This is a genomic window from Acinetobacter sp. NIPH1876 (assembly GCF_022808535.1).
Taxonomy (GTDB): Bacteria; Pseudomonadota; Gammaproteobacteria; order Pseudomonadales; family Moraxellaceae; genus Acinetobacter; species Acinetobacter higginsii.
Window position 1 is genome coordinate 1 of record NZ_JALGBR010000013.1, and the last position, 21,836, is coordinate 21,836.

Annotated in this window: 24 protein-coding genes; 1 reads left to right on the forward strand and 23 read right to left on the reverse strand. The window is 42.6% G+C overall.

The window, feature by feature from the left end; translation table 11 throughout:
- The 21 genes from MN869_RS14655 to MN869_RS14755 form a co-directional block, all read right to left on the reverse strand.
- On the reverse strand, positions 1-455 hold a 455-nt coding region (locus tag MN869_RS14655), incomplete at its 3' end, for a baseplate J/gp47 family protein (protein WP_243308496.1).
- 1 nt (position 456) lies between these two features.
- Positions 457-819 (reverse strand): phage GP46 family protein, encoded by a 363-nt coding sequence (locus tag MN869_RS14660; RefSeq protein WP_005203997.1) that lies wholly within the window; start codon positions 817-819, stop codon positions 457-459.
- Between the two features lie 5 nt (positions 820-824).
- Positions 825-1,319, reverse strand: coding sequence for a phage baseplate assembly protein (locus MN869_RS14665; RefSeq protein WP_005203994.1), 495 nt, complete (start codon positions 1,317-1,319; stop codon positions 825-827).
- Positions 1,316-2,422 carry a phage baseplate assembly protein gene (locus MN869_RS14670; protein ID WP_005203992.1) on the reverse strand — a complete coding sequence of 369 codons (1,107 nt, stop codon included), beginning with the start codon at positions 2,420-2,422 and terminating at the stop codon, positions 1,316-1,318. The genes MN869_RS14665 and MN869_RS14670 overlap by 4 nt, the downstream gene beginning before the upstream one ends.
- Positions 2,412-3,617 (reverse strand): DNA circularization N-terminal domain-containing protein, encoded by a 1,206-nt coding sequence (locus MN869_RS14675; RefSeq protein WP_005203990.1) that lies wholly within the window; start codon positions 3,615-3,617, stop codon positions 2,412-2,414. Before MN869_RS14675 ends, MN869_RS14670 begins: the two co-directional genes overlap by 11 nt.
- A gap of 74 nt (positions 3,618-3,691) precedes the next feature.
- A complete protein-coding gene (locus MN869_RS14680; protein WP_243308503.1) occupies positions 3,692-5,821 on the reverse strand; it encodes a phage tail tape measure protein in 2,130 nt (709 codons plus the stop codon).
- Positions 5,822-6,020: 199 nt separating this feature from the next.
- Entirely contained in the window at positions 6,021-6,347 is a 327-nt protein-coding gene (locus MN869_RS14685; protein ID WP_243308505.1) for a hypothetical protein, read from the reverse strand.
- Between the two features lie 11 nt (positions 6,348-6,358).
- Positions 6,359-6,736 carry a hypothetical protein gene (locus tag MN869_RS14690; RefSeq protein ID WP_005203984.1) on the reverse strand — a complete coding sequence of 126 codons (378 nt, stop codon included), beginning with the start codon at positions 6,734-6,736 and terminating at the stop codon, positions 6,359-6,361.
- 121 nt (positions 6,737-6,857) lie between these two features.
- Positions 6,858-7,667 carry a phage tail sheath C-terminal domain-containing protein gene (locus MN869_RS14695; protein ID WP_005203982.1) on the reverse strand — a complete coding sequence of 270 codons (810 nt, stop codon included), beginning with the start codon at positions 7,665-7,667 and terminating at the stop codon, positions 6,858-6,860.
- Positions 7,668-7,676: 9 nt separating this feature from the next.
- The gene (locus MN869_RS14700) at positions 7,677-7,835 is read right to left on the reverse strand and encodes a hypothetical protein (protein ID WP_005203980.1); all 159 of its coding nucleotides are present in this window, start codon (positions 7,833-7,835) and stop codon (positions 7,677-7,679) included.
- Positions 7,832-10,879 (reverse strand): hypothetical protein, encoded by a 3,048-nt coding sequence (locus tag MN869_RS14705; protein ID WP_005203979.1) that lies wholly within the window; start codon positions 10,877-10,879, stop codon positions 7,832-7,834. Before MN869_RS14705 ends, MN869_RS14700 begins: the two co-directional genes overlap by 4 nt.
- Positions 10,880-10,882: 3 nt before the next feature.
- Positions 10,883-11,227, reverse strand: coding sequence for a hypothetical protein (locus MN869_RS14710; protein ID WP_005203977.1), 345 nt, complete (start codon positions 11,225-11,227; stop codon positions 10,883-10,885).
- Positions 11,227-11,841 (reverse strand): phage protein Gp37, encoded by a 615-nt coding sequence (locus tag MN869_RS14715; protein WP_005203975.1) that lies wholly within the window; start codon positions 11,839-11,841, stop codon positions 11,227-11,229. The genes MN869_RS14710 and MN869_RS14715 overlap by 1 nt, the downstream gene beginning before the upstream one ends.
- Positions 11,835-12,263 carry a DUF1320 domain-containing protein gene (locus tag MN869_RS14720; protein WP_005203974.1) on the reverse strand — a complete coding sequence of 143 codons (429 nt, stop codon included), beginning with the start codon at positions 12,261-12,263 and terminating at the stop codon, positions 11,835-11,837. Before MN869_RS14720 ends, MN869_RS14715 begins: the two co-directional genes overlap by 7 nt.
- Before the next feature lie 3 nt (positions 12,264-12,266).
- Entirely contained in the window at positions 12,267-13,175 is a 909-nt protein-coding gene (locus MN869_RS14725) for a Mu-like prophage major head subunit gpT family protein (RefSeq protein WP_005203973.1), read from the reverse strand.
- Positions 13,172-13,582: a hypothetical protein gene (locus MN869_RS14730; RefSeq protein WP_005203970.1), complete on the reverse strand. Its 411-nt coding sequence runs from the start codon at positions 13,580-13,582 to the stop codon at positions 13,172-13,174. The genes MN869_RS14725 and MN869_RS14730 overlap by 4 nt, the downstream gene beginning before the upstream one ends.
- Positions 13,582-14,658: a phage protease gene (locus tag MN869_RS14735; RefSeq protein WP_005203967.1), complete on the reverse strand. Its 1,077-nt coding sequence runs from the start codon at positions 14,656-14,658 to the stop codon at positions 13,582-13,584. Before MN869_RS14735 ends, MN869_RS14730 begins: the two co-directional genes overlap by 1 nt.
- 59 nt (positions 14,659-14,717) lie before the next feature.
- Complete coding sequence (locus tag MN869_RS14740) at positions 14,718-15,212, reverse strand: phage virion morphogenesis protein (protein WP_005203965.1); 495 nt, start codon at positions 15,210-15,212, stop codon at positions 14,718-14,720.
- The gene (locus MN869_RS14745; RefSeq protein ID WP_005203964.1) at positions 15,209-16,513 is read right to left on the reverse strand and encodes a phage minor head protein; all 1,305 of its coding nucleotides are present in this window, start codon (positions 16,511-16,513) and stop codon (positions 15,209-15,211) included. Before MN869_RS14745 ends, MN869_RS14740 begins: the two co-directional genes overlap by 4 nt.
- Positions 16,506-18,092, reverse strand: coding sequence for a DUF935 domain-containing protein (locus MN869_RS14750; protein WP_005203963.1), 1,587 nt, complete (start codon positions 18,090-18,092; stop codon positions 16,506-16,508). The genes MN869_RS14745 and MN869_RS14750 overlap by 8 nt, the downstream gene beginning before the upstream one ends.
- 213 nt (positions 18,093-18,305) lie before the next feature.
- Positions 18,306-19,073 carry a DNA adenine methylase gene (locus MN869_RS14755; protein ID WP_005203962.1) on the reverse strand — a complete coding sequence of 256 codons (768 nt, stop codon included), beginning with the start codon at positions 19,071-19,073 and terminating at the stop codon, positions 18,306-18,308.
- Positions 19,074-19,257: 184 nt separating this feature from the next.
- Here MN869_RS14755 and MN869_RS14760 point away from each other — a divergent pair, with 184 nt between their 5' ends.
- Positions 19,258-19,626, forward strand: a complete 369-nt coding sequence (locus MN869_RS14760; RefSeq protein ID WP_005203961.1) for a hypothetical protein — start codon at positions 19,258-19,260, stop codon at positions 19,624-19,626.
- Here the strand turns inward: MN869_RS14760 and MN869_RS14765 are convergent, their stop codons facing one another.
- A complete protein-coding gene (locus MN869_RS14765) occupies positions 19,627-21,267 on the reverse strand; it encodes a hypothetical protein (RefSeq protein WP_005203959.1) in 1,641 nt (546 codons plus the stop codon).
- Positions 21,267-21,833, reverse strand: a complete 567-nt coding sequence (locus MN869_RS14770; protein ID WP_026057447.1) for a phage protein Gp27 family protein — start codon at positions 21,831-21,833, stop codon at positions 21,267-21,269. Before MN869_RS14770 ends, MN869_RS14765 begins: the two co-directional genes overlap by 1 nt.
- Positions 21,834-21,836: the final 3 nt, after the last annotated feature.

A 21,836-nucleotide genomic window follows, 5' to 3' on the forward strand; every position in this document is an offset into this window, starting at 1 on the left:
TGTGGACTCACCCATAATAATGAGCCTGAAAAGTTCCAGCTTGCACCAATCTGCTCAGCCACAACTTCGATTGTTTTTGGTGTATTGGCTGATAACTCTGTTGTTGCTACGACAAGCCAGAAATGACCTTTACCATCAGTCAACTTGCTGCCAGCTTGAATGGTTAAGGTGATATTAGATGAAGCTGTTATTTGTCCTGAAGCTTGCGAACCGCCCAAACGAGGCACACCCAACACTTCAGCATGAATATAAAGGTAAGGCTCGTCTGCTGTTTCAACAAAAAGCTGCTTCTGTATATAGATTTGATGATGATACAAGCCTTCAACCACTGAGGCTTCGCCATCAGCGCGAATCGCGGCATCAGAGTCATCTGGTGCTGTGATACCCGTTGAATTTCGGATTTCTTGGATGATCAGATTACGAATCTGTTCAAAGTCTTTAATTGGATAAGCCATATCAACCACCTACAGCCACAAAATAAGGAATTGTCTGCTTTTCACCAGTTAATCGTATAATTTCAATATTTAAATCGACTCGACTTTTAACTGTTTGAGTTGCCGAGACTATAAGTGATTGTAGGCGCTCAGGGACTAAGTCTTCTAAGGCTTCTTCAGCATACTGTCGTACTGTTTGCAGCATACGAGGCACATCTTTAGAGCGACGCAGAGTAAAAAAACGACTACCTTTATTTGGATTTGCCCAATAACGACGACGACGCATATTCAAGCGAAAATAAACGGATTGAATGACATCATCACCAAATGCATCATTGAGACTACTCAGGACATAGTCTTTTGTTTCTAAATTAATATTGCCCATGTTCATCACTCCATTGGTTCAGATGGCGGTGGACTGCTGCCATGTGTATGTGGGTTATATGCATCACGCATTGCTTGCATTGAGCTTGTTTTGTCTGTGATCTCAGCTTTTGATTTAATGTCCTTCTCAACAGTCAAACCGCCTCCAACGATTTCAACGTTGCCAACCATTTTTATGCCGTTTTCATGTAGCAAGACTTGATGGCCAAACTGGTCATAGACACAAGTTTCGCCTTCAGCCACGTTGACAAGCACTGCACCTCCAGTGGTTGCGATAACGACTGATTTAGCGGTTTTTCCCTGAAGCGGAATCACAACAACTTTTGCATCTTCTGGGATGTATGAGCTGAAGCCGACTTGTTGAATGAGTTCAACTTCATTGAGTGTTTCATCAGTTAAGCCTTTGACTTGCAGTAACTTAGAACTGCCACGTGCAATAATTCCCAAGATTGGGAAGCGCAATTGACCAAGAGCTTTTCTAATCGAGGCAGCGGTGATCATTGCTGTTCTCCCTGAGTTGTTGCCTTGGATTTCTTGCTGCGTCTTTTTTTGGGTTGTTGTTCTTTATAGATCAGTGGTTGCGCCCAATCGCCTTGGCGTTTGAGGTTTAAGCGCGTGGTTTTCCCTTCAGCACGTGACAGCTTCAAAGTACGGCCATGAACCGCCCACTTTGCTGTGGCACGACTTAATGCATTAGTCTCAAGATTCACATACCAGCCAGCACGCCAAACCTTGCCATCGATAACCCAATCATTCACAGTTGCAGTGAGGCTATAGGCTTCCAGATCGTTATCTTTTTTGATTTTTAGAAGTGCGGCTTCAGCTTCAGCTTGTGTTTCAACATCACCCAAAGTAATGATTTTGAGTCGATTAAATTTGTACTGAGTTTGCGCTGTGGTTTGTGCTAGTAGGCTTTGCGCATCGGAGTCTTGGCTCAATATCTTTAGATCAGTAAAAACATTAGACACATCATTGTCATACTGAAGACTAAGCACGTTATTTTCGTTATTAAGTGGCTTAATCAAGCGCAATGACTCTTGCACCTGATAGGGGTTTGCAAACGGATCACCAATGCTGAGCGTACCATCTGGCTCAAACCAAACATGCTGGCCAGTGACCTGAGCTGCTTTAATAATCGCATCCCAAAGCGCCTCGCTTGGCTCGACAGATACTTTATTCTTCAGCCAGCTATTATTTTGGATACGCACATCATGAATGATTGATCCAAAGTCACCAGCCAATACATATTGCTTTAATAACTCTTCTAAAGTGACTTGACGACCATTGAAAATAGGGACTGAACAATCAATCAATTGACCAGCTAAATCGCGGCCAGAAATTTCAAGACCATAACCATCACGATTGACCGCTTCAGAAATACGGTCAGCAATACCTGTTAAAACAACCTCATCACCATAAAAGAGCTGGACTTTTGCAGCACCTTGTACGCTGTCAGGCAATGCCTGACCGCCTTGGCGAAATAAAGTTAAATTCCAGCTATCGGCTGGAGTATCGATCTGACTGTCACAACTGACATTGTCCCAAGTATTGATTTCAATATCACCAATCACCAGCCGAATCGCTTTGCCTGAATTATCTTGCATAGACTGTCAACTCCATGCCGATCTGAAGTACTGCTGGATTAATCAAATCAGGATTTAAACGACGGATTTCTTCAGCACGATCCATGTCGCCATAGAGCGAATGAGCCAAATAATGCAAGGTGCAAGGCACTAAAATTGTGGTCTTGGTAATCGGTGGACGTACTTCAATCAGTTCTTGAATCTGCAAGTGAATCTGGTCAGCAACATCCCTAAAAACCTCAATTTGATGCACGGCTTCAAAGCCAAGCCCCAAACCTGTATTTGTTGATTCAGCAGCCTGTTTACGCTCAGTCTTAATGGCTTGTTGAATCTTAATGCGGCTTTGTTGGCGGATAATCGCAAGGTCAACTGGTGTAAAGCTGACTTGCTTATTTTCAGACATTTCCTTGCGTACTGAAGCTACAACTTGTTGAGTGATCGCAACCGTACTGGCAATTTGAGTTGCTCGCCATGTTTGCTTGAGTTCTGGCAAATCATCATCATTTTGAAAAAGCATTTCAAAACGCTGTACACGCTTAAACAGATCTCGCCATTTTGAAATCGCTGAAATATTGGTATTAAAGGTCGCCAAACGTGTGACATCATCAACAAGACCAACAATTGCATCGACAGGCGATAATGCTGACTCAATAGTATTTTTCACCATGCCAAGGTACTGACGTGCTGTATCTACACCATTTTGAATATTGTTGACGACATTAAAAAACTTGTTTGGGTCAGCTTTTTCTAGCTTTTCAAGTGCGGCTTCCAAAGCAGACGCTGGAGTATCTGAAATTGCACCAGTATCGATGGAGGTAGGTGTAGAAACGGGAATAAATAAAGGACGTTCTTTGTCTTCAGCTTGAATAAAATCAATCGAGATTTTGCAGCTATCAACGTCTTCAGCGCCATGCACAATATTGTAATTCTCAGCATGGACTTGCATCACACCATGAATCGGATGAATCAGTTCACCTGATCCAGTTGCTACGAGTGCTGCCCAAAGTGCATCCATCTCTGTTTTATAGTTTTCACCAGCAAAAACCGCCTCAATATTGATTTTAAGAGGATTGTTGCCCATGTCTTCGACTGAAGCTTTATTTGAATATGGTGCTTGCTTGATCGCTAGTGATTTAGAGCCAGCTTCATTGGTAGTCGTACATTCAAAATGTACACCACGAAAACACGCATCTTGCAGATCATCTTTCCAGCCCATAACAATAAACCTCACTTTTGTGAGGTTTATTGTGCAAAAACAGACTGCTTTATATTAGGCGGAAAGGCTTCCATTTATTTTTGACCGTAGGTGAGTAAATCTACACCATGTCGTTTTTGCTCAGTCTGAGCATGTTGTGAAATTTGTTCCATCAAACCACCGCCACCCATGATCACAGGTTTGTTTTGCTGGGTGACTGTAATCAACGTGCTCAATTTACTACTCAGGTCTTTACTCCATTGATTTTGTTCATCCATTTTTTTATTCTGCTCTTCTAAGGCCGCTTGCTGTTCTTTGCTTTTTTCCATTGCCATCTCGAAAAAGTCTGGGCGGTCTTCAGATGCACCAAAGAAACTTGCAATTTTTCCATAAAAGAAGTCATCCATTGGTTTAAAGGCTTCAAAACCTAAATAACCAGCGGCAGCGACTCCAGCAGTTTTTAATGCGTTGGATGCAACAGAACCACCATTAGGCGCAGGCGGTAATGGTGGTATATTACGTCCGTTCCGCATTGCTAAAGCAGCAATACCACCAGCTGCACCAACAGCGGTTAAGCCAACAACAGCAGCAGAAGCAGCAGCAGCGACATCTGTATTAGTTGCTGCATAATCTGCCAGACCTTGTTTAAGATCACCTAACCAACCAGAGATACCATTATAGTTTTCAACACGGGCATTAAATCGTGCAGTATCAAAAGAGCCATCTTTAGCATATTCCTGTGCTGATTGACGCTCATGTGACATTTGAATAGCACCTTCAGAATTATCAATCCCTTTTTCTACATATTCTTTAAATCCGCCTTTTTCCATATTCATGGTGATACCCATGAACGCCATCAAAGCTTGTTTATTATGGAAAATCTTACCGATTTCGGACTGTGCAGCAATTTGAGTAGCAGCTTGAACATTTTCTAAATACTCAGCATTATTGCCAGAAATCGCTGCTTTCTGCGCCTTGTCTCGATATTCCCGATACAAAGGACTCTTTTCCATTTGACGATTCATAAGTATTGCTGCTGCATCAACTTCACCGATACCTTTTTCACGCATATTGGCTGCGTAGGTTGTCCAGTCAAAACCTTTGCGCTTCTTACTTACGCCATAAGCTGCAATTGGATCACCATCGTCTACTTTGATGTGTTTAGCAAAAGACAACCCTAAGTGATATTGACTAAATGAACCAAGCAGATCTGATAAATTGACAGCTGCACCATCAGCTGTACCAGCGGTCTTTTTACTGAGCTGCATCATGACAAGTAAGTCTTTATAACCTTTCTCACCTATATATCCAGCTCCTTTACCTTGTGTGAGTAAGTCTGGCATATGCCGTGCCATGTCCCGCAATTCAAATGAACCGAGTTGACCAGCTTTCATTGCCTGATCATTGGCTCTGGTCAAATCAGTAAGCCCAAAATTACGTTGAGCAATAGTCATTGATGCTATGTGATCTGAATCTGCACCACTAGCGAAAGCAGTACGACTAACTAACATCAGGACATCTTTTAATTCTTTAAAGTCATAAACGTTGGAAGCAGTAAGGGTATTTAAAGCTGGCACCATTTGCTGAGGCACTGAACCACCACCAACAGTGGAGGTACGAACAAAACCCTCCATTTCTGCGACTTTGCTATTAAACTCATCTATAGACATTTTTTGACCAGCTAATACAGTGTCCGTTGCTAATGCAATCTGCTTCATATATTCGCGTGGGTCTTTTAAATAATTTGAGCCAATCATTCCAGCTGCATAAGTACCGCCAGCAACAGCCGCAGCTGCCCCAAAGGCATTACCGCCAACACCTCTAGTTGCGTCCCGTTGAGCATTACCAGCTTGCTGTAACTGTTGACGTAGACGTTCAGCTTCACGTACTTGTTGACGTAATGAATTGATTTGTACTTGATAAGAGCGTTCTTGCTGTCTTAGCTGCTGACTGATTAAACTGGATGAACGCTGTTGTTGTTGTAGTAACTGTGCAAGCAAACGATTGGTTTGCACCATGCTTTGACCAGTGCGCAACTGTTGTTGCCCATAGCGTCCGCCTTGCTGGACAGAAGCATTGATGCTGTTTTGGGTGCGTAAAATCTGATTAAGATTATTCTTTTGCTGCTGTTGACCTTGATTGATATTCAAGTTCAGACGTTGCATCTGTTGCTGAGCTTGCTGACCAACAATCTGTAAACGCAGTTGAACGGTACTTGCTGTCATTGGCACACTCGCTTAGTTGAAACATACGTTTTTGAGGTGGGTGGTGATGCTGCATGAGTTTGCTGTGGCCGCTCATGTTCGAGTCTAGCTTTTACTTTCTGCAAAGCATTCATTTTCTCTGACAAAAATGCCAATGCGTATTGCATTGGCATTTGTTCAGCAGCCTCTAAATCAATGCCTGCATTATGTAATATTGCAATCAGCTGGATTGGTTCTCTAAACTCTCGGCATTGAGCTTTGCTTGAAGTTGATAATCTAAATCTTCAAGTTTCTTAAAATTGGCTGAAGACATATCACGCAACATTTCATAAGTCACAGCATGTTGATTGCCTTTGTCATCCAGCAATTTTGCTTTAGCAACAAACTCAGCGATGGCAATAAATTCATTTTCTTTCGCTTGCTTACGTGCTTCAAAAAGCTCACCAGTAGTTACATCTGTCAATTCAACGCTTTTACATTTCACCGCCTTATTTGCAACTAAGACTGTCATCGCCACAGGGAGCAAACCACTAACACTTAATCTCATTTTATTTCACCTTAAAAAGTTTCGTTTAAATAGTCCATTGCAAATATGGTGAGATCACGCAGGGTTTCACCATCAACCGCATAGGCTTCTGATACCGTCATAACATTGCAATCGATGTATGTTTCACGGAATCCACCCGTTGGTGACTCAATCGAAATCCGTGCATCTTCAACATCCAACCAACTCACGGTGTCTTTGCCATCAGGAATTACAACAGAACAAGTAATGTCATAAACGCTAATACCTCTTGATTTGAATTTCGCTTTAAGTTTGCGATTCATAGTCAAGATACGTTTTATGCCTTTTGTTTTTGTGGGGTTAAACCGTGCACAGTCATATTCAAGACCATCGACACTCATCACAATCGTGCTTACTGCTTCTTCAGCCATTTCATAGACCTCAATAAATCATAAGGCTATTGTGCAAAAGACAATTTTTATTTATTAGGCGGAAAGACTTCCATAAATATTAAAGGCCGCTATTTGCGGCCTTTAATTTAGTGATTAAGTGTTAGTACACATCTAGCGTTCCAGCAATAACATGCATACCGCGTACCCAATTTGCAGGGATTTTTGCATTGGCACGGTAGCGATCATTCGCATCTTCAGTGACAAGCAATTGAGAAGCGCTTTCACGAACGTTCTGCAAAATCTCGGCATCATCAAGCTGTACCAAGCGCTTCAAAATAATTGAACGCACATTTCGACGCTGTGGTGCAGTGTTTTTGCGGCGACGTTCTTTTGCAAGATCTGAGCGAACAACTTTACGGGTGTAATCAATGACCAATGCGCCATTAATGTCAAGCATTAAGTCATCATCTGCGCCTGAGTCTGGATTGACACGGTAGCTCGATACAGCTCGCACGATTTCAGGAAAACCATCCGCACCCGTGTCGATCATGCAGACACCGCGATTTAATGCCAGTTCAATACGTTCAAATTTAAGCTTGTACTGGTCAGCCACTGGCGTGATGCCACCAAGATTGACACCGTTAAACGGCAATGCTGGATCATTAGAATCCGCTAAGGCCGCAGCCATTGCGCCAGAAAGTTCAGCTTCTTGACCAGTTGCACCGTGATAGCAAACACATAAAACGCGATAAGAGCTTTTCACTGGCGCTTGCGCTGCAAACGCTTCAGCCGCTTCAATATCAGAAAAAGGCACAATTAAAATTGCTGGTTTGTGATTGATGGCATCACTCACTGAATTTAAGTGCGTGATCCAAGCCAAGGTATCAGCACCAGCAGCTGGAGGCGCTGACACTGCGATGATTGTATGTCCCAATGGGGCGATTGTGTCTAGAGTTGTTTTAAGCGTCATATTGATATCCTAAGCATTTGCTTCTATAAAAACCATGATTGGGTCATCTTCTTTTTTGCAGACCACTTGATATTCGTATTGCCCATCTGTAATGAAGCAGATTTTTTGAATACGATCTCCAGTTGCTTCTTCTCTGCAAGATACAATTTCAAAATCTTCATAATTCATAAGACATTACCTTTAATAAGATAAGATATCGTCATAGCTGATCCAGTCTGGTTAGCTATATAAATTTTTCCATCCGTGTGAGTTGAGACAATGAGATTTCCAGCAGGGCCATTTGTTCCATCCATCACTCCAGTTGTTACCGCGAAATTTGCATGTCCGCTAATTTTTGAAGTGTTTGGACTTGTTCCAGCTCTAAACTCGGCTTTACCTTTCACACCTGCATTTGCAGCATTAAAGATTTCGATCTCACCAAAAACATAAGCGAGAGAAGTACTTTTAGATAATGTAATCACACCGCCATTTGATAGCGCTGTGTAACCTGTATGAATCGCGCCATTTAATTGAGCTGACGGTGTCGTGCCAAACCCAGTGACAATTCCTCCATTCGATGTAACGACATTGTTCGGGCCATAATTTCCTTCAGCATAACCACCAACACCAATCACCTGAGCAAGATGCTGCGAACTCACACCTGATTGACCATTTTTACTTGTATAAAAGTTTCTCGAAGCAACTCGTGCACCGTCTAGTGCCAAAAGTCCCGTGCTTGGGTTTCCTGTTGATGTCCCTGCAAACAATGCTACTTGTGAGTTGTTTGCAACTGTGCCAGATCGACCAGTTAATGCGCCTGAGCCAGAACCTGTTGTCCAGCATTGTCCTGCTTCAACTACAGATGCAGTAAATGACATGCCATGATTTTTATTACATCCAGCCAATAATCTCGTATAACGTCCTGATCCACCATTTTGCGTATTAACTCCATTCCCTCCATTACACAGAGAGAAGCCATCCACAAACTGACCACCACTAATATTGACAGCCATAATTCCATGACTGCCATTACCATAAATGAACCCTGAATCAGAGTAATAATTGCCTCCAGCATCTGAACGTAATGCTTGAGATTTAGAACCAATTAGACGACAAGTTGATAACCTGACATAGCCTCCAGCAATGAATACACCCATTCCGCCTGCGCCAGCGACAACTGAGCCTCGTAGATACCCTGAACCACCATCGCCAAGATGCACAGAATGCGAATTTGAACCCACGAAGTGGGCGGACGGGGAATGAATATGTGATTTATTAAACCCCCACACGGAGAAATTAAATCCGCATACTGCAACATTTGCTCCCAAGATGATATTTGAGTTTTTCGCATCATAGGCAGCACCTTCACCCTTAAGTAAAATTCCAGTGCCAGACACTGTCCCATCCAGCACAATATTATTAATAAACTGTACTTGTCCGCCTTGTTCTCCAGCAAAGCCATGTCCACCATATTGGTTTTGCTTCAATACAGTTTTCATAACTTTAACGTCTGCACCTTTCCAACCTTTGACCGTTGGTGCAAAGCCTGCAAATTTATTTGCGACTGTATTCGTTTCAGGGTGATAACCATTCCAGCACTTGAGTTTAACAGTGACGTTATTTCCTGATTTTGCGGTTACTTTCCAAGTTCCCTCATGAGCAATGAGTCCAGCTTTAATGACGGAATAATCCGTCAAAGCAATATTATGCATGCTCAGATTGATCGTTAATTGAGTGTCACTTTCAACTGATTTGACTTGAACCATAGAACCATCGACTAAAATAATGTCTCCATCATTTACAATCGCTGTAAAATTTGTATCAACGCCAGTTACATTAGACCCTGCGACACTAATTTTCCCTTGATTAGGTTTAGTTACATACCACCACTGGTAACGGATCGAATCAGTATCAAACTCATCTTCAGCGCTTCCAGAATCAAATGCAGTTGCTACGGTAATTGTGCGTAATGCATCGTCGAATGCTGTGATTTTTCGAGTTTGGCCTTTAAAGTGAATTAGGTCGCCAACATCTAGCCAGTTGCTTGGAAATCCATTCGGGCCAACAGAACTAAGCGTGATTTTATTTCCGCTGGTGGACGCTGTACCCATTTTGTTCATGCCAATATTCAACTCGCCCAACATAGTTTTACGGATTGGACTTGACTCAAACCATGCCGATCCACAAGCGACTTTATCCAACTTTATATAATCGTTTAGTTGGATATTTGAAGCATCTGCAAACTCATACGTTACATCCCAAAGGCCATCACCACCTGAAGCGCTGACTACAGAGTTAATGGTTGCAGCAATTGGTTCAGTTCCAACAATTTTTAAAAGTGCATGGTCTTTTGTGTACTTAGCGATGTAATTCGAGTTGAACTCGACAACCATTGGAGGAAGTGTAATTGTCGTTGGAGCACACACAATTAAATTTTCAAGTTTGCTTAGAACACGTCTGGCTTGATCTGTAGTCGTTAAATTGACTAAAACGTTTTCACGAATCTCGATTAATTTATCTGTAGAAAGTGCATTGTAGAGCTGCTCGGCGGTATCAATACCAGCAAAGTCTTTAAGCGTAGCAAATTCTAAATTTTTCTCACGTTGAGATCTGTGGTTAACTGTTGATACAAGTAAATCAGTCCAGCCTTGACCATCTGCAACAATATCAAGTAACTCTTCAATAAATTGATAAATTGCATCAAAACTTAAACCTTCGACCACTTTCTCAACATATTTCTTCATGCTTTCTGTAAGAATGAATAAGTCAGGAAGCTTGAAGAAGTTACGTCCATCGTAGTGATACTGACCGTTAATATCATTCTTTTCAGCATCGTTGGATGGGTCGTCTACAACAGCAGTGATGCTATCGGCAGGGATATTAGCAGCGTCTTCCATCATTAAAGCTTTGGTACGATAAGCCTTATAAACACCATTGTTTCGCATTAAATACATCGAATATTCAATACGTTCAATACGTTCATTTTGCTCGTCAGATTTATTATCTACATGCTCAGTCAGCTCATTGAGTGCCCCAGCACCAGCAAAATCACTCACTGAAGACAGTGCAGCAGAACCCAAATCTTTAATAAAAGCTTCAAAAATTTTTGATCTTTTAATTTTACGGGTCATGCCTCCTTGGACGACAGGCATAACATCATTTGCACCAAAGCTTGCCGTCTCATTCAGTTCACTGATTTTAATGCCAATATCCACATCGATAACATCCGTCATACATTAACCCTCAGTATTCAGATTTTCGTCATCTTCAGTATTTAAACCTTGGCCTGATTCAGTAGTGATCAGCTGTGGAGGTACTGATTGATTCAATGAATAACCCTGCACATCAACAAAACGATTGGTTTTGATAGCAGCAGTGATCATGCGTCCAGCTTGACTGTTTTCACCATAATGCGTGTCTGCCTGCGCTTTGTCATAGAGGTTGACTGGCATGTCTTCAGTTGCATTAGGGTCAGTTGTAATAAACAACACGCGATGATCGTTGGGGGGTAAACCCAAACGGACGGTATTGATATTTACTTCCAGATAATTCCCTGGCGTCTTGATTTGAGGAATAGTCATTAAGTATTTTCCTTTAATTCAATTAAATCAGACTCATCCTTAAAGCCGTCATCAGGCTCAAAGTGATAGTCGACATTAATTCTGATCAAATCAGCATCTATTTCTTCTTCTTCGCGCACGCGATCTGAAGCAGTAATGGTGAAATGAGTATGAAATTCTTGAGATAGAACGCTCATCGAATGACTTCGCGTTTTTGAGTTAAAAATGGTTTTAGTACGCCCAAGGCTGAGTGATGCAAGGCCAGTTACACCAACTGAAGACAGGTCATTTCCAATCAAGAGCTTTTGGATGTGCCACAACATGAGATATGTGCCAATGTCACGACCAGCGCCATGCCGCTGAGCTTCTTCATTCCTTAGTGAACGAGCACCGGCTAAAACCACAAAAGTGACTGGATACTTGGTCTTATCATTTGAGATTTTTTCAGGCGTACCAGAACCTTGAAAGGTCACCCAAATTGCTGGAAAAGTTTCAACCCAAGCAAGCGTCCCATCATCAAACTCACCACCATAGGTTTTGATTTCCCGAATCCAATCCCAGATTTTGTTTTTAACTTGTTGAGCTAAGACATCCTTGATGCCTTGTTCAACAATTGAAAGATTAAGGTCTACCATCCACGACCTCCAAAATCACGACGACCAACGCTAAAAATAACGTTATTCGATGAAGACTCAGTTGGAGCAGACTCGCCAGCTGGCGCACCACCTAAACCAATTTCACCTTTACTAATGGCTTTAAGTTTTTTGCAGCCATCTTCATAGCGAACCTTAATAGGATCGTTTTCAACAACTCCACGTGTACAAGCGTAGTAACGAGCCAAGTCACAACCAAGACTGATTAAAAATGGTGGAACAACTTGTAACGGCAGTTTATAGCGCCCCATAACAGATCCATCTATTTCACTGTTTGCTGCATTCATTGCCGCATTCAACTTGTCATAGTTGATTACGTCTTGATAAGGAGCCTCATTGTCAGTGAGCTGAATGATTTCACGCTCACCAAACTTGGCAATCATTGCCTCTGCCGTTACATACATGGTTTATGCCTCCGCGCCAGTCGATCCATAGACCGTTTGCCAGAAACCATAACCAGCTGCACCACGTGACTCGACACCAAAGTAGAAAACGCCTTCCATAAATACAGAAGGTGATTCCATGCTGGTTTGCTGAACGAATACTGGTTTTTTACGCACCTGATAAACAAATGGTTTCACTGGCTTGGTGGTGTCCAACAAGAACCATGCATTGTCATCAGTCAAACGAGCAGACACTTGAACCTTAGCTGTGCCTTTGTACGGGTTTGGCTTGCCATCTTCAAGACGATCTACAGTGACCAAAGCGTTAGCAATATCTTCAAGCGCAGCTGGCACTAATAGCGTTGTTGGAGTGATATTAAGTGGTCGACCTGATTCATCCTTAAATTTGCGCATTGCTGTACGAGCAGCACCAAATGAAGCTTGAGCTTTGGCTAAAGTTTCAATTGAAAGTTTTTTTGTGCCTTTGTTGCTGACGGTGGTTTTACCCACTTTATGACTGGTCGAAATCATGGCTTGGCCGTCATAGCATTTTGCAGAAAATGCTTTATTTACAGCTTCAAAAACCAATTCGTCAGGGTGTTGCTTAGCCGACCATGCAGCCGATTCTGCTTGAGGCTTGTAGATGCCAAGTTGATCATCTTCAATATCGTTTCGACGCACTTCAATCGTTGCGGAGAAATCTTTGTTGCGGATGACATAGTCATATTCTGCAAGCTTAGTAATGTGTTTTTTGCCGATCCATTCTTTCATCTGTGGAAAGTTTTCTAACCAGCGATAATCAACATAAGCACCATTACTAGGCACTACCATTGCAATAGCTGGATATTCAACAACGACATCATTTAGTGCATTGTTATAAACTGTCTTCAGGTTTAAAAAGATTGCGTTAAGTGCTGCACCGTTTACGTTCATTCTACCCATACTCCATTTTCATCAATACCAACGACACGACCAGCTGGAGACAACGTTCCACCAGCATCCGTTTCAGCAACTGTTTGCCCATCTTGTAAAAAGCAAGGCTTACCAAAGGAAGCTTGCGTTACAGGGTCAGATGTACTGTTAGCAAACTGGAAAGCACAATCATTACGCACCAACACATACACATCGCCATTTGAACCAGCAGTGTTGTCGACGCTGTCTTCATAACGACCTAAATAAGTCAGATCAGCATTGACAGTGACTGGCACGGCATAACCCGTAGCATCTACAGCAGCGGCAAAGCCAGCTACAATGACGGCACCAGCTTTGACTGGTACACCAAACAAACCCTTTTCACGGAACGGGGTTTGACGTTCTTCCTGATTTAAAATGCTGCTCATTATGTTGTAGCTCCTAAATCAATCCCCATTTGTGCTGCAACGGCTAAAGCTTCAGGGGAATGTGCTTGACCACCACCTTGTTGGTTATTGCCAGCGAGGTTCACAGTTGTTGTTTGTTTTTGATTCAAAGCTGCAATTTTTGGCAGGCTTTCAATATGTTTTTTAATAAACTCAGGATTGGTCTTTGCCTGATCTTTTGCCCAATTAATGGTTGCATCACCCGTCAAACGACCATCCGAACAAGCGGCAACAATGAGGTCGTCTAATTCTTTGCTGGCAGCATTCGCAGCTACAGCTGTCGCGCTGGCAATTGCTTCTTGATAAACCGCAATCGGTACATATTGAGTCAGATCAGGTGCTTGGCTATTGGCGGCAGTCTTTACTTCAATTGCTTTTCCAAAAGCATCAGTAAAAGTTTGACCAGCTGACAGAGTTGTTCCATAAGCACCATCAATCTGTGCAAATGCACTATTGGCGGCAGTAAAAATCTCTTCTTCTGTGGCTGTTTCAGGCAGCCCTAGACGCTTACGCATGAGTTCTAAAAACTCTTTCATTGTTGAGTCCTCGTTGGAGTGTTGAGACAAAAAGTCCTGAGCCGCAGCAGCAAGACGTGCTTCGGGCAAGGTGTCTAAATTCGGAGTATTGGTTAAGGCGAAGCTATGAAGTCCGAGGACTTCACCAGCTTGGTTGTAGAAGAAAACAGGCGAAGTGTATTTATATTCCTTAGCCTCGATATATCCCTTGGCTTTTTCAGTCCATTCAAATTGAGTGCTACATAGTCCAACTCCATCTACATATTGGAATCCAGCAGGCTTGAGCCAACCAGACGCTGGTGCAGGATCACCAGACTCTTGAGCTTTTAAAGTCGCGTGTTCATAGTCCACCACTAGATCGATAGAACGCTGATTTAATGCAGCAGCAATTTGACGACCACGTTCTGGAGTAAGTTCCCAGTGTGGGGCATCGGTAGGACGACCATCGATACCACGAAAGATTCCTTCAGGAATCAAAACGAGGTAAGTCGATGTCGCATCAATGGCGAATGAGCACGCGGCTACTAATAAGGTCTTTTTCATGCTGGCAGCATCGCACTGCCAGTTTCTTTTTATTAGGCGGAAAGGCTTCCGTTTATTTTTTAGGGATTAAAAATCTTTTGCCAATAATGATCTACATCAAAGAAAATCTCTTGTTCAGCTTCAGTTTGCAAATTTCCTTCAGTATCCATCGGCATAAACATCCTTGGCTCAATATCGCCGAATGGAATTGGTGCACCACGCTTTGTTCTTCCTGAAGCGCCTTTTTTAATACCGAAATGCATGGCAGCGGCATAAGGCATATTGTTGCTAATGATGGCTTCATCTTTGGTATGGCTGGTTACAACTCTTGATCGAAGATCACCAGAACGATGCAAGATACCACCGTAGCTGTAACCTTTATATTCATAAATTTTAATTGTTGACGGTTTGCGGCCAGCCCACTTGGGGCGACCTTGTTGTTCAAAGTTTTCATCAACAACCGTTCCCAATGATGCAGCAATTGCAGCCGCCAAAGGACTCGCATTAGTCAAACGACGACCTACTTGCAGCAAGCGATCCGCCAACATCTCATCATTGATTTTGATAGCAGTCATTCATTACCTCGGATCAATTCAAAGTTTGTCATCAGTGACTTGCTTGATACTTTTGCAATGTCGGTCACTTCCATAACGCCATCTTTGGATTGTACTGATACTCGAATTACTTTCTGTCCAGCGTCATCCAAAACGGGTACAACGAACGCCATCTGACGTTTTTTACTATCCCATAAGACTTTTTGAATCTGCTGAAGTAGCTTTGGTAATGCCAGCCATTCTTCAGTGCTTAGTGCATTTGTAGTTTGACCAACTAACAAGCGATCCGAAACCGTCATAATTGGACTTTCAACTGCAATATTTTTTGCAGTCAGAGTTTTAATATCATCCATGCCAACAACACCAACCGTGCTGGTCATATTTTGGGGTTTGGCAAAGTTTAAACTGTTTTTGACAAAAGCCTCATGCGCCTTAATTCGTGGCGGACTCAATAAAATCTGTTGAACTTGCTGAATTGCTAACTGTGCCCCCACGAGATCAGCCGCACGTTTAGTCAATTCTGTATCAAGTAAATAGCTCGACGCTGGATGACTGTTAAAGCCAGCTGCTGGAGAGAAGTAAGTCACTTGACCATCATTTTGACGAACACGAATGCGTGTCCGGAGAGCCACCGCATCCTGACCTGTAAAACTACTTTTACCAATCACGACTTGGAGCTGTTCAATATCTTCAGGCAAAGTTTCGACTTGCCGTAAACCTAAACGCTCAACGTCACTTACGCGACGGCCACGTACTGTACATTTACAACCAAACTCTGTTGGTGGGTAGGCATAGAGCCAAAACGGATCATCGTAATAACGTGTCTCACCATTTCGTGCTAAGTGTGCTTTGCGTGGGTTTGTAATCGAAATATGCACCCATTCCCAAAGAGGACGAGTGTCAATTGATGCCATCAATCCTTTATAACGTCCAGCCGCCAAGCTCTTATGCACGTTGGTATCAAAGATGGTTTTTAAACGTCGTGGACTACCAAGCTGCACTGTTTGCTCGATACCAGCTGGATTGATTACGGTCTGTTTTCCCCACCAGCCTTTTTCGCGTAGTGTGGGAATAATAGATGCTTTCCATTGCTCCAGACCTTGACCTTTTTCCAAGGCGGTAATCAATGAGCTTTTAATATCTTGAAGTAAATCCACCCGTGCAACTTTGGCAACGGTGAACGCTCGACTATGTGCATGATCAAGGGTTTCGTGCCAGTCCCAGCCAATCTTAAAACCTTTCGATTCCAAGTATGCAATCGCATCTTTAGGGGGGAGTTTAAACAGCGCATTCAGCTCTGGCCGTTGCGGTACTTTAGCCATTTTCAGCCTCTGCACTTAAACGCCCAAACACTTCAGCAGCAAAAAACAACTTCGTTAGTTTGCCTTGCAAGGCTGGTTCGTCATCACTCGGATATAACTCAGCTAAGACAGCCAACACATCTTCATCATTCTGACCTGCTTGGATTTTAGCAATCAGGTCTTGTGTCCAATCTTCAGCGGTTTTTTGCGCTTGCTTAGTTTGATCATTGAGCAGCAACTGAATTGCTTGTACATCCAGTGGCACTTGATTATTGGCTGCAATCAATCCATTCAACAATTGAGGCACATACATATTTGCAGCAAGGTTTGGTGTTGCTGGTGCAACTGGCACTGTATAGGCCAACACGTCTTCTTTATCATCCGCAGGCTCAGGAATACCAAGTTTTTTGTGTCCCCAAGCACGCGGGATCTTGAAGCCAATTTCAACCAACTTCGGCAAAGCTTCACTAAAGACTTCTATATCTTCAGTATCAGTGGTATCAAAATAAAATGATGGGTATCGATCTGGTGAAATGTTCGGATAATTCAGACGCATCAAACTGCAAACCAAACTATCTGTAATTGAGCGTGCAAGCTGCTTAGCATCCGACTTGACCAGCTTATCAAACTGTCCCTCATGGGTTTTACTTTGCGCATTGGTACTAGTTTTACCATCTGCTTGAGAGAGCAACGTACCACCGACAATAACTTTGGATTGGGTTTGTTCACACCATTTGACTAAATCAAAATGATTTTTTGTGTCCCCGTCAGTAGCGGCTTCAAAATCAATACTCATACCGTTGGGGATGATACCGCCAGCATTGCGCCCAATCGACATCACAGCACGAAGCAAAGTTAATTTTTCTTTTTCTGTTGCTCCAGATGGATATTTACCAATCTTGCTTGGTAAGCCATAAGACTCCAAAAATTCCAAGACATCACGAATACCATAGTTTTTAAATAAGAACGGCCATGTAAGAACACGGTGCAAACCAGCGCGAGGAATATAACCAGACTTGGCTTTGTGCCGATGGATAAACCAGCCAAAATCCCAGAAGTCTGCGCCATCGGGCGAACCATCATTGAGCTTGAGTATATTCGGCTGATTATATGGGGTCATAAAATTGCGAGGGTTTACATGCTCAAAACTTTTAGGCAACCACAAACTGCCAAGTTGATGCCACTCAATCTCTTGGCACGAATAGCCATGACCAACACCGTCCATTGCATCAAATAAGAACATCTCAAAATCAGCAATATCATCAATCCACTCCGCAACTTCTTCAGCATTTTTGCGCTCAGCTTCGCTGGCATTTTTGGGAGGGTTCACACCCCAAGGTAGACCATTGACACCTTTCTTGCGCTTATCCATTTCACTAAAGATGTGACCATCACGTTCTTCCATGTCACAGAACAAGTCTGCTTGAGCTTGAAGGTTGCCTTGTTCTGCATCAGTCATCAATTGATGCAAACGCCTTGGGGTTAAGCCTACAACTGGATGGTCTTGCCACTGATTGGTCAGCCAAGCGATTTCTGCGGTTTGGTTTGATTCAAGTGCGGTTCGGTCTTGAGTTTTGGATTGGGGTTTTTTCTTAGCCATAGTGCAAATACAATTTGAGGATTTTGCACCATTATTGTTTTTTGACTTATTTAAAATTAGGCGGAAAGACTTCCATTTATTTTTGATTTTTTAATTGCCACAGAATGGGCGATTTTAGCGATCTAAAAGCAAACACGGCTCATTGTTGCAGAATTGCCTTTAAATCGCTAAAAACGCATTTATAAACGTTTATAAATCTATAAATCCGCCCGACTAATAATTGGTGATGATGAGTTCCTGTTTTTCGCCGCGACTCGCTCCAACTTTACCGACGGAGTAATTAATTTTTGTGGTGCTGATATTCAGGTCTGCAAAAGCATCTCGAATATCAGGATGATCATTAATTGATAGCATGACTTTACTTTGACAAGTTTTCATCAGCTCAGCCATTTTCAAATAATGCTCCCATCCGAACTCTACACCATAACCTGCAAGCTTCCAGTAAGGCGGATCAGCGTACATAAAACTATGGGGTCTATCATACTTCTTCAAGCAATCATCCCAGCTTAGGTTCTCAACAGTGACACCTGAGAGCCTGTAATATGCATCGGTCAAGTGGTCTTCTATTCGCAGAAAGCTTGGTGCTTTCGCTGTTGTAGCAGTTCCAAAAGTTTGACCAGAGTTCTTTGCACCAAATGCGGTATGTTGCAAATAATAGAATCGTGCAGCTCGCTGAATATCAGTCATTAAATCAGTGCTGGCAGCTTTTAACCACTCAAACATCTGGCGGCTTATGATTGCCCATTTAAATTGCCGAATAAATTCTTCAAGATGGTGCTGTACGACACGGTATAAGTTCACCAGCTCACCATTTACATCATTAATGATTTCAAATTTTGATTGTTGTTCACGCATAAAAAATAATGCTGCACCGCCAGCGAACAACTCCACATAACATTGATGCTCTGGCATTTTTTCGATCAATTGCGACACCAGACGACGTTTACCACCCATCCAAGGAACGATTGGCTTGGTTTTCATGTTTTCACCCACTGCAAAAGCTTTTCATTTTCTGATAGCCTCGAATTACTCTGTACAGGGTAACGAGGCTAAGCCTGCGGTAGTCACTTACCAAAGGGGGCGGTTTCTTGTAGGGCAAGAGGCCGTCACCTCGTTTTTAATGATGACCTTTTAATACATTAGCTATTAGGGGGAAGGAGTTCCGATGAGCGAGTTAGTTAATACAACACTTCCAGAAATCACCAAACAAATAAGAGAAGGTGAATTTGAAACAATATTTGGCATCAATATTTGGAGTAGATATGACGATGATACTGAGCTTTATCAAATGCTCCAATTTTGCAAATATGTTAATAAAATCGGACTGACAGAATGGGTGGATGAAACTTTCTATGATTCTAAGGCCAGTCTTTGTTTTATAAAATTAATTGAAATTGATGAAGATTCAAATTGTAGCTATGAGATTGATGCAATTAGGACTATGGCGGCACTCACAATCGAACAATTTGAATTGGAAGGTATCATTGGACATCGAAATCCCTACTTAAGCAGTGCAATCAAATTCCAACTTTAGTTATATACAACCAGCTTCACTAAACCAGCCATCATAATCATCACTATTCATTTCCAACTCTTCACGAGTTGGAAGTCCTATAAACTCAATAGGACTTGATAGGTGTAGACTAGCAAACCATCCAAGAATCATTGCAACTGCACCATCGCCATGACGGTATAAATCTGGGTCTTTTAAATCTTTTTTCCGTGCTTTAGATACCATGTGAATACCATCAACTTCCTCAATCGCTGAGCAGTCATTTTTGAGATTGTCATCACGTGGCAGATCAATCATATCCTCTTCAAATGCGGTCACAAGCTTTGGAGTCCACAGGCTGTACCAGTTACGACTCAATTTAATTTGATGAACCATGTGCTCACCAAACTTCTCAGCTGTATCTTCAGCCAGCGTTTCACCCGTACCAGTTGCATCCATTGCAATGCCACCAAATCGAGGTAATCGCTCCAACATATACCAAAGGATTTTTTTCTGCATACGTGCTGGCACGTTATGCATCTCGATGGCAAACGGTGCGATCCGACGTAAATCTGGTGCAATATAGAATGGCAGAATAAAACTAAAGTCCCGATGCCGTGCATAGTCTTGACCAGCACAATGCTGGCGACGCTTATCCAGTTTTTGCAATTCAGGCTCTAAGTTCTGCTGAATCCATTCATCAATATATGCGTCACGTTCCTCGCTAGTCTTTTCAGTGAAGTCATCTCCAAGCGTTAATCGCAAGACAGTGCGCACTTCTGGCATTGCACGTTCAACCCAAATACTTGGCAGACACACAGATGATCCATCGCGTGGAATGGCATCAAGTTCCTCACGCATTGCAGCCTTGCGGCTCCCATATGCACGACGAATTTTTTTGTACCATTTCTCTTTACCTTCAGCAGTTGCTTTTTTTCCCTGCATAAAGCAGACACGCTCATAAAGACCATTAGCAACAGCATCGTCAAAAGTGACTACAAGGGACTGAGCATCCTCACCATAGACACCATTCTCAATATCATTCACCAATTGGTTGAATGCATTGTTTTTGCCGTTGTGTGAACTAATGATGGCAATACGACCACCCCAAATCAGCAAAGCCGTAGCCGCTTCGATTACCCCTTGGACATTAGGATGGAAGGCAGCCTCATCAATGACGACTTTACCTTGCAGACCACGAATGTTTTCAGGTCGACTGGAGAGAGCCACAATCTGGAAACCGCTTGAATATCGAATACGGAAAGCCGTGATCTGCCGTGTATCACCTTTGTCATTTTGATCTTCAAAAAGAAATTCTTCAATTTGTGAAATGCCTTGACCTTGGGCTTCAGCAATTACACGCGAGAACTTGGCGCAATAACCAATAAATTCAAGACCTTTTTCTTTGGTATCACCAATATAATAAACACTCATTCCGCCAGCTTCTTTGCTGGCAGCAGCAAGTAGTACATCATCAAAACTTTCGGCAAATGTGATGCCAGTACGTCGACCTTTCGGACAAACTTTAATATCCGACTTAATCCGTAGCCATTCGACTTGATGCTTCATCAGAACACCAGCATCGAATGGATTTAGATTATTCGGGATATTACGTGCGCTTTCAGGAAGTTCATCCCAATCAACCACACGAACAGTATCTTGCCGAGGTTTTAATGCTGTCATTATTTAATACCTAATACTTTTTCACGCCAGAACTGAATTTGCTCAGCACCCATACCTTGTGAGACGGCAGCTTTCTGTAGGTTTTCATCTTGTTCTCGAAGCAATTCTTCACGCGCTTGGCGACGAATCTCATCACGGTTTTCCATTGCCTTTGACTTGGTCATGATGGCTGCACGGGCAGCACGTGCCAAAGCACCGACATCATCAATGCCCATCTGCGGCTTGAGTGGATCATCACCGGTATTGGTCAACTCATCCATTGCACGTTTAGTGACTACAGCTTGAACAGCCTGAGCCAACAACATGCCGCCCTTGTCATCGGGGTCTTCGCCAAATTCTTTGACCAAAACTTCAGACATTGCAGCGATCTGCCTAAACTCTTTAGCTTCAGCGATATAGTTCTGCTTTTCACGACCTAAAGCGGATCGACTGGGAATACAGTCCGATGGAAACTCAGCACGAATTTCGTCCAGCATTTCATTCAGTGTTAGCTTGTCTTCCTCAAGCATCTTGTAAATGAATTGACGTTGTTCATCGGTAAGATTACGCATAAATGATTTGCTCATGCT